General features: G+C 65.8%; 6 protein-coding genes. 5 read left to right on the top strand and 1 reads right to left on the bottom strand.

Annotated features, from left to right (window positions below; translation table 11 throughout):
- Positions 1-92: 92 nt before the first annotated feature.
- On the bottom strand, positions 93-1,427 hold the full coding sequence (locus tag RSO01_RS44905) for a Rieske 2Fe-2S domain-containing protein (protein ID WP_147157136.1): 1,335 nt from the start codon (positions 1,425-1,427) through the stop codon (positions 93-95).
- Between the two features lie 165 nt (positions 1,428-1,592).
- Between RSO01_RS44905 and RSO01_RS44900 the strand changes: the two genes are divergently transcribed.
- The 5 genes from RSO01_RS44900 (at position 1,593) to RSO01_RS44880 (ending at position 7,914) form a co-directional block, all read left to right on the top strand.
- Entirely contained in the window at positions 1,593-2,396 is an 804-nt protein-coding gene (locus RSO01_RS44900) for an IclR family transcriptional regulator domain-containing protein (RefSeq protein WP_147157135.1), read from the top strand.
- Between the two features lie 167 nt (positions 2,397-2,563).
- On the top strand, positions 2,564-3,898 hold the full coding sequence (locus RSO01_RS44895) for a Rieske 2Fe-2S domain-containing protein (RefSeq protein ID WP_218037657.1): 1,335 nt from the start codon (positions 2,564-2,566) through the stop codon (positions 3,896-3,898).
- A gap of 116 nt (positions 3,899-4,014) precedes the next feature.
- Positions 4,015-5,070: an ABC transporter substrate-binding protein gene (locus RSO01_RS44890; protein WP_147157134.1), complete on the top strand. Its 1,056-nt coding sequence runs from the start codon at positions 4,015-4,017 to the stop codon at positions 5,068-5,070.
- 5 nt (positions 5,071-5,075) lie between these two features.
- Entirely contained in the window at positions 5,076-6,824 is a 1,749-nt protein-coding gene (locus tag RSO01_RS44885; RefSeq protein ID WP_147157133.1) for an ABC transporter permease, read from the top strand.
- Position 6,825: 1 nt separating this feature from the next.
- Positions 6,826-7,914, top strand: coding sequence for an ABC transporter ATP-binding protein (locus RSO01_RS44880; RefSeq protein WP_147157132.1), 1,089 nt, complete (start codon positions 6,826-6,828; stop codon positions 7,912-7,914).
- The last annotated feature ends 85 nt before the right edge of the window (positions 7,915-7,999 follow it).

Here is a 7,999-nt window from a genome sequence, read left to right as displayed (position 1 = left end):
GGGGGGGGGGCTTCGAAGATTGTCTGTAACCCCCTCTCCCAACCTCTCCCCCTAGCGGGGGAGAGGAGCATGAAGGGGTGTTGTCGCTTCAACTACTCGGCCGCCAGCGGCAGCCGGTTCCTCTTCAGCAAGCCGAGCGGGCTCTTGGCCGTCTGCAGCTTCTCGGCATAAGCGTCGAGCCAGTCCTGCTCGACCGGTGCCACGAACGCACCGCCGCGCGCGCCGAGGTAGATGTCGGGATTGTCGACGGTCGCCGGCACCTTCTTCTCGTTCATCAGCTCCTGCGCGGCCTGGATGCAGCGCTTGCGGGTGATGGCGATCATGCGATCCGACGGCGCCAGATGCTCGAGGCTGCGATCGACGACCTCGCCCATGCACTCGATCATCGCCTGATCCTGCCGGCCGATGCCCTGAATGCCGGTGTAGTTGACGTTCTTCTGCATGTCGCGGTCGATCAGGTAGTCGTTCGCGCGGTTGGCCTTCAGGCGCCACCGGCCGAACCAGTCGTTGGTGTTCGGCAGATACTCGACGTCCGGCTTCAGGCCGGGAATCCAGTCGCCGTTCTTCAGCAGTTCGAGCGGACGTGTCTTCTGCTTCCAGGTGAGGTTGTAGGTCATGGTGTGGGTATCATCCATCGGCACGTTCAAGGTGCAGGCGACCTGATCCTCGAAGAAGCCGTTGGGCGTCAGCGTGATGAACGGGAACATGAAATGAGCGAACCGGTAGTAATACTGGCCCGGCTCGGCCGGCCGATAAGCCGTGTACATGGTGCCCCACTCGGTCTCGGTCGACTTGTAGTCCGGCGCACGGTCGCCCACGCCCCACTTGTGGATCGTGTCGGGCGAGACGTCGTCCATCGTCAGCCCGCCGACATGCAGGAAGCCGAAATGCGAGGTGTCGATGTCGCCCTCGAGCGACTGGAACCAGTTGCACTCGCGCATGTGAACGCGGGTGAAGCGCTCTTCCTCGGGCAGCATCAGCACTTCGATATTGGGCAGCGGTGGCGCTTCCTTGCGGCTGCCCATGTAGGTCCAGACGAAGCCCGCGCGCTCCACCACCTTGTAGGACTTGGCCTTGATGCGGCTCTTGAAGTCTTGTGCCGGCGGCACGTTCGGCATGTCGACGCAGTTGCCTTCGACGTCGAACTTCCAGCCGTGATAGACGCAGCGCAGGCCGCCTTCCTCGTTGCGCCCGAAGAACAGCGAGGCGCAGCGGTGCGGGCAGCGATGTTCCATGATGCCGACGCGGCCGTCGGTGTCGCGGAAGGCGATGAGCTGCTCGCCGAGCAGCATCAGCCGCATCGGCTCTCCGTCGGATTTCAGCTCCGAGGAAAGACAGGCGGGAATCCAGTATTCCCGCATCAGGTTGCCCATGGGCGTTCCGGGACCTGTACGAGTCAGCGTCTCGTTGGCGGCGGCTGTGAGCATTGGCTTCCTCCGGTGTGTACGTACAGCGTACTATTGTACGATTAGCTTACATCTCCTCTTTTGAGCCGACAAGCCTCAGGGGCAACAGATTGCGCCTGTGCCGGCGACCGGCCAACGCCAGATCCCTGTTTGCATCGATTTTCGCGGCGGGCTAAGGCATCGCCCATGCCTCGATTGAATGCGAAAGATGCTGCCAGGCGCCAAGCAGCCGGGCACGGATCTCATCATGTCGAGGCGTTGGCCCGTGGCCTCGCGGTCATACGCTCCTTCGGCCGCGACCGTTCGGCGATGACATTGAGCGATGTCGCGCGGATGACCAATCTGCCCAAGCCGACGGTACGGCGGGTGCTTCATACACTCGTCGACCTGGGATATGCCGAAACCGACGGCCGGCAGTTCCAACTCGCTCCGGCGGTACTGAGCTTGGCCGCGGCCTACCTGGGCTCCGATCTGGTGTCGACCGTCCTGCAGCCGGTTTGCGAGAAGGTGACGAAGATCACGGGCGAGGCCTGCTTCGTCGGCGTCCTGGACGGGCAGGAGATCGTGATGATCGCCCACGCCTCGACGCGCTTCCCGATCGGCCTCGCCTCACACGTCGGCATGAGGATGCCGGCTTTCTCGACAGCCGCGGGACGCGTGCTGCTGGGGCTGCTGCCCAACGACGAGCTCGATGCACGTCTGAAGGCGGCGCGGCTGAAGGGAAGCACGAAGTTCACGCTGACCGACAAGGCCAAGCTGCGATCGACCATCGTGCGCGGCCGTGCCGACGGCTATTGCATCACCAAGCAGGAAGCGTCGGTCGGCTATTGTGCCGTCGCCGTACCGTTGCGCCGCATCGATGGCAGGGCGGTCGGCGCCATCAGCATTCCGGCGCTTGCTGAACGCTGTGCCGGCGATCCGGAAGTCATGAACACTTTCCTCAAGGTCCTGCGCGACCAAGTCGACGCGCTGGGCCAGCAGCTCATCTAAGGCGCTCGCGCCCAACTCCAATCGCGTCATCGCTCTGCCGACGATCGCGGTGATGCGCCATCATTTCAGCAACGCTTGTCTGCGCCTGTGTGCTTCAAGTCGGCGCCGTTCGCCTCTATAATCGTACCAAAGTACGGTTAGCGTACAAATCTCAGGAGGATGGGCCCATGCTTTCGATGGACAGCAACGACATTCTGACTCGCGTTGGACCGGGCACGCCGATGGGCGAGCTGATGCGCGAATACTGGATTCCCGCCTGCCTGCCGCAGGAGCTGGCGCCGGATGCCACGCCGACGCGGCTGAAGCTGCTGGGCGAGAAGCTGATCGCCTTCCGCGACAGCTCGGGCCGCATCGGCATCCTGGATCATCGCTGTCCGCACCGCTGCGCCTCCATGTTCTTCGGACGCAACGAAGAAGGCGGCCTCCGCTGCGCCTATCACGGCTGGAAGTTCGACGTCGAAGGTAACTGCCTCGACATGCCCAACATCCCGGAAGACCAGCGCTTCACCGAACGGGTCAAGGCCAGGGCCTACAAGGTGGCCGAGCTCGGCGGAATGGTCTGGGTCTACATGGGCAAGCGCGAGGTGCCGCCGCCGCTGCCGGCACTCGAGGTCTTCGGCCTTCCCGAGAACGAGCGCATCGTGATGTGCCACCAGCGCGACTGCAACTGGCTGCAGTCGCTCGAGGGCGACATCGACACCTCGCACTTCGGCTTCCTGCATGTCGGCGCCGTGAAGCCCGACGACGTCGATCCCAAGACCATGCACCGCTGGGGCCTGGTCGACCGCGCGCCGCGCTACCACGTCAAGGAGACGGACTGGGGCACGATGTACACGGCCTATCGCCCGGCCGATCCCGGCAACCTGTTCCATCGCTTCGCCCACTTCGTGTTCCCGTGCTTCGCCATGGTGCCGGACGGTACCTTCAGCAACATGATCCAGGCGACGCTGTCGGTGCCTTTGGACGACAGCCACACCATGACCTACGTGCTCGCCTGGTCTAAGCGCGAGCAGGCGCTGCGCACCTTGAAGGACGGCAGCTCGATTCCCGGCGCGGCGCTCGCTCGCGACTTCCTGCCCACCACCACGGACTGGCTTGGCCGTTGGCGCCTGAAGGCCAACCGCGAGAACGACTATCTGATCGACCGCGAGGAGCAGGCGAGCGGCAAGTCCTTCTCCGGCATCCAGGGGATCGGCCAGCAGGACCAGGCCATGGTCGAGAGCATGGAAGGGCCCGACGAGGGCATCGTCGATCGCAGCTTCGAGCATCTGGCGCCGAGCGACCGCATGATCGCCATCACGCGCCGACGCCTCATTGCCGCCGCACAGGCGCATCAAAAAGATGGCTCTATACCGGCGACCGTGGACCGGCCCGAACTGGTGCGTGGCGCGCGTGGCGGCTCATTCATCGCCTCGGACAAGGTCGATTGGCTCGATGCCTACGCCGAGGAACTGCGCAAGGCGCAGAGCCCCATGGGCTTCCTGCTGCAAGCCGCCGAGTAGCAGCCGGAGCACGCGGAGACGCTGCGCGAAGCGTCTCCTCCGCAGGACGAAGCGCTCCCCAGAGGGCGCTCCTGCGGAGGCAATCGAACAAGGCGACGGCCTAGGAGGAACACGTCATGCAGGACAAGAAATTGCGCTCGTCGCGCCGCGCGATTATTGCCGGTGCTCTCGCCCTCGCCGCTGCGCCGGCCATTCGCCGCGCGTCCGCACAGCCGGCCGCCGGCGTCTCACCGCAGCTTGCCGAGCTCTACGAGAAGGCCAAGCCGGACGCAGAGGTCACGATCTGGGCACCGGGCGCGCCATCGGTCCAGTGGATCCCGGCGGAGTTCGCCAAGCGCTTTCCCGCCGTGAAGGTGAACTGGCTGGGCGACCAGCAGGCGAGCTCGCGGCTGATCGCCGAGAAGCGTGCCGGCCGCCATGCCGTCGACGTCTGGACCTTCTCACTCGGCGGCACGCTCGAAGTCCAGAAGCGCGGCCTGCTGGAGAAGTTCGACTGGCGCCAGTACGGCGCCCAGGATCGCGACATCTTCTGGGACGGCGAGGCCGTGGCCAACCACAACTACGTCTACGCGCCGATTTTCGCCAAGAGCAAGCTCACCAAGGAGCAGGTGCCGCGTGCCTGGGAGGCCCTGCTCGACCCGCAATGGAACGACAAGCTGGTCTCGGACAGCTTCCTGCTGCCGCGGCTCGGCGGGTATCTCGCGATCGACTGGGGATTCGACCGGACCGAGAAGTGGATCAAGACCCTGATCGAGCAACGCAAGCTCCTGGTGGCGACCTCGCCGGTGGCGAACTTCCTGAAGTCGGGCGAGCGCCAGCTCGCCGTCGCCGAGAGCGTCAGCGGGGCCTTCCTGATGAACCGCGACGGGCTGAACGTGGGCTATCAGGTGATGGAGATGGTGCCGGCCACCCAGTTCGTGCTCGGTGCCGTGAAGCAGGCGCCGCATCCCAATGCGGGCAGGCTGCTGATCGCCTGGCTGCTCTCGCCAGAGGCCAAGATGCTCTACGAGGAGCTGGCCGGCCAGGCCGACATCCGCGCCAACTCGAAGTCGCCGCTTGCCCAGGAGATCAAGGCAGCCGGTTCCAAGGTCATCTACGAGGATGTCGAGACGATGAACCAGCGTGCTGAGTACTACCGCAAGCTGGTGGCAATCGTCCGCGGCCAGGGCTAGCGCCGGTGGCGGTACAGGCGGACCAGGCACCGGTCGTCGACGTCGCACGACGCAAGCGCCGACGAGGCCAGCTCGGCCTCGCCGGCAGCATCGTTGTCGCGGGCGCCGCAGCGGCGGCGATCTATCTGGTGATGGCGCCGCTCCTGGCGCTGCTCGCGACGGCCTTCCGCGGCCCGAGCGACCTGCTGCCGTTCGAGCCGGGCGCCCACTGGACCTTCGGCAATCTCATCGACGTCTACGTCAATACGTCGTTGGTCTCGAGCGTGCTGCCGAACACGGCGATCTTCGTCGCCGGCTCGGTCACGGTGACGTTTCTGACGGCATTCACCCTGGCATGGCTGGTCGAGCGTACCGACCTGCCGTGGCGCACCACTCTTTTCACCGCGATCCTCTTTCCGCTTTTGGTGCCGGGCGTCGTCATGGCTTTCGCCTGGACGCTGCTCTTCGCCCCGAATGCCGGCTGGATCAACGTCGCGCTGCGTGGTGTGCTGGGCCTCGGCTCGCCGGGGCCGATCAACATCTTCAGCATGCCTGGCCTGATCCTGTGCCAGGGTATCGCCTCGGTGCCCTTCGTCTTCCTGCTGCTCGGCGCGGCGATGCGCACCATGAATCCGGCCCTGGAGGAGGCCAGCAGCGCCTCGGGTGCGCGTCCGCTGACGACTTTCCTGCGGGTGACCCTGCCGGTGCTGCGCCCCGGCGTGCTTGCCCCGCTGATCCTGGCGACCCTGGTCGCGCTCGAACAGTTCGAGATGCCGTTGATCATCGGCTTTCCCGCCCGCATCAACGTCTTCAGCACGCGGATCTATTTCGAGCTCAATCCCGAAGACGAGTTACCGGCCTATGGCAAGGCCGCCGCGGTGGCCCTGCTGTTCCTTGTCGCCGCCGTGGTGCTGCTGGCCATCTACAACAACCTGATCAAGCGCGCCGACCGCTTCGTCACGGTCACCGGCAAGGGCTACCGGCCGACCCGCTATCCGCTCGGCCGCTGGCGCGTGCCGGCGCTGCTCTTCGTTGGCTTCTATCTCGCCGTCGGCGCGATCCTGCCCGCGGTCGTGCTGGTGTGGACGAGCTTTTCCGGCGGCAGCAACGAAAGCCTCAACCTCGATGCCTACCGCGCGCTGTTCGCCGACCGGCGCTTCTGGCCCGCGGTCGGCAACACGTTCCTGGTCGCGGGCCTCAGCGCCGGCCTCATCACCTTGGTCGGCGCGCTGCTCGCCTGGCAGATCCTGCGCCTGCGCTTCCCCGGGCGCGCGCTGCTCGACGTCGTGAGCTTCATGTCGATCGGTATCCCGTCGGTCATCGCAGGCTTCGCGGTCATGGTGCTGCATCTCACGATCCCGATCGGGCTCTACGGCACCGTGTGGATCCTGATCCTTGCCTATTCGTATCGCCTGGCCGTCTCGACCCGCCTGTCGCGCGCATCGTTGATGCAGATCCACGCGGAGCTCGAGGAGGCCTCTGCCGCCTCGGGCGGCCGCTGGCTGGACACCGTGCGCCGGGTGGTGCTGCCGCTGCTGGCGCCGTCGCTGATGGCGAGCTTCGTGCTGCTGTTCATCGTCGGCTTCCGGGAGTTCACGATCCCGATGGTCCTGCAGTCCGAGGACAATTGGGTGCTGAGCGTCATCATGTGGAAGCTGCAGGCCGACCGGCAGACCGCTCAGGCGGCGGCCGTCGGTACGCTCATCCTGCTGTTCGTCACGCCGGTGATTTTCGTGCTGCGCCGGCAGCTCCTCTCTCGCCAGGGCGACTCTTGAGATGCTCACAGTCAGAGGCCTTACCAAGACCTACGCTACTGCCGACGGCAGCTTCCAGGCGCTGAAGGGCATCGACTTCGATGTCCCGCAGGGCGGCTTCTACACGCTGCTGGGCGAATCGGGCTGTGGCAAGTCGACGACCTTGCGCTGCGTCGCCGGGCTCGAGGAGCCGGATGGCGGGTCGATCTCGATCGGCGGTCACGTCGTGGCCGATGTCGAGCGGGGCGCGCACGTGCCCACCTTCGAACGCGACATCGGCCTGGTGTTCCAGTCCTATGCGATCTGGCCGCACATGGACGTGTTCGCCAACGTTGCCTATCCGCTGCGCGTTCAGCGGCCGCGCGTGGCGGCGGCCGATATCAAGGCTCGGGTCATGGATGCGCTGCGTCTGGTCGGCATGGAGAGTTACGCCACCCGGCCGGCGACCAAGTTGTCTGGCGGCCAGCAGCAGCGCGTCGCCTTCGCACGCGCCCTGGTGCGCCGGCCGAAGCTCCTGCTGCTCGACGAGCCGCTCAGCAACCTCGACGCCAAGTTGCGCGAACAGATGCGCTTCGAGCTTCAGGAACTGATCGCCCGGACCGGCGTCACGACGCTGTATGTGACGCACGACCAGTCCGAGGCGCTGGCCATGTCCGACACGGTGGCCGTGATGTCGGCGGGCCGGATCGTTCAGAGCGGAGCGCCGCGCGAGGTTTACGGCAGGCCTGTCGACCGCACGGTCGCGAACTTCCTCGGCAGTGCGAACATCCTGCGCGGCAAGGTGGTCGACGCCCAGGGCGGCCTTACGGAGGTGGCGCTCGATGGCGGCGCCAGCACGGTGCAGGTGCCGTCGCGCGCCGTCCTGTCACGGGGCGCGCCGGTCGACGTGATCTTCCGCCCCGAGGATGCGACGACCCATCTCGATCCCGTCGACGGCGCGATCGAATGCGCCGTCGAACGCATCGTTTTCCAGGGCGGCATGAGCGAATGCCAGCTGCGGCTCGGCCCGGTGCTGCTGCGGACCGTGGTTCATCCCGTGATGGGGGCCCGCCCGGGGGATCGCGCCTGGGTCGCGATCCAACCCGAGCGATGCATCCTGTTCGCCGCGTAGGAGACGCTTATCTTCCCCTCGTGTTCCTCTCCCCCGCTAGGGGGAGAGGCTAGGAGAGGGGGCTTCGAAGACGCCTGTAACCCCC

It is taken from the genome of Reyranella soli, from assembly GCF_007992495.1.
Taxonomy (GTDB): domain Bacteria; phylum Pseudomonadota; class Alphaproteobacteria; order Reyranellales; family Reyranellaceae; genus Reyranella; species Reyranella soli.
Note: the sequence above shows the minus strand (reverse complement) of the source record. Positions and strands in the feature narration are given on the sequence as shown.

Excerpts from the sequence above, each read along its gene's own strand:
- RSO01_RS44905 (WP_147157136.1), bottom strand. The coding sequence starts at position 1,427 with ATGCTCACAGCCGCCGCCAACGAGACGCTGACTCGTACAGGTCCCGGA.
- RSO01_RS44900 (WP_147157135.1), top strand. The coding sequence starts at position 1,593 with ATGCCTCGATTGAATGCGAAAGATGCTGCCAGGCGCCAAGCAGCCGGG.
- RSO01_RS44895 (WP_218037657.1), top strand. The coding sequence starts at position 2,564 with ATGCTTTCGATGGACAGCAACGACATTCTGACTCGCGTTGGACCGGGC.
- RSO01_RS44890 (WP_147157134.1), top strand. The coding sequence starts at position 4,015 with ATGCAGGACAAGAAATTGCGCTCGTCGCGCCGCGCGATTATTGCCGGT.
- RSO01_RS44880 (WP_147157132.1), top strand. The coding sequence starts at position 6,826 with ATGCTCACAGTCAGAGGCCTTACCAAGACCTACGCTACTGCCGACGGC.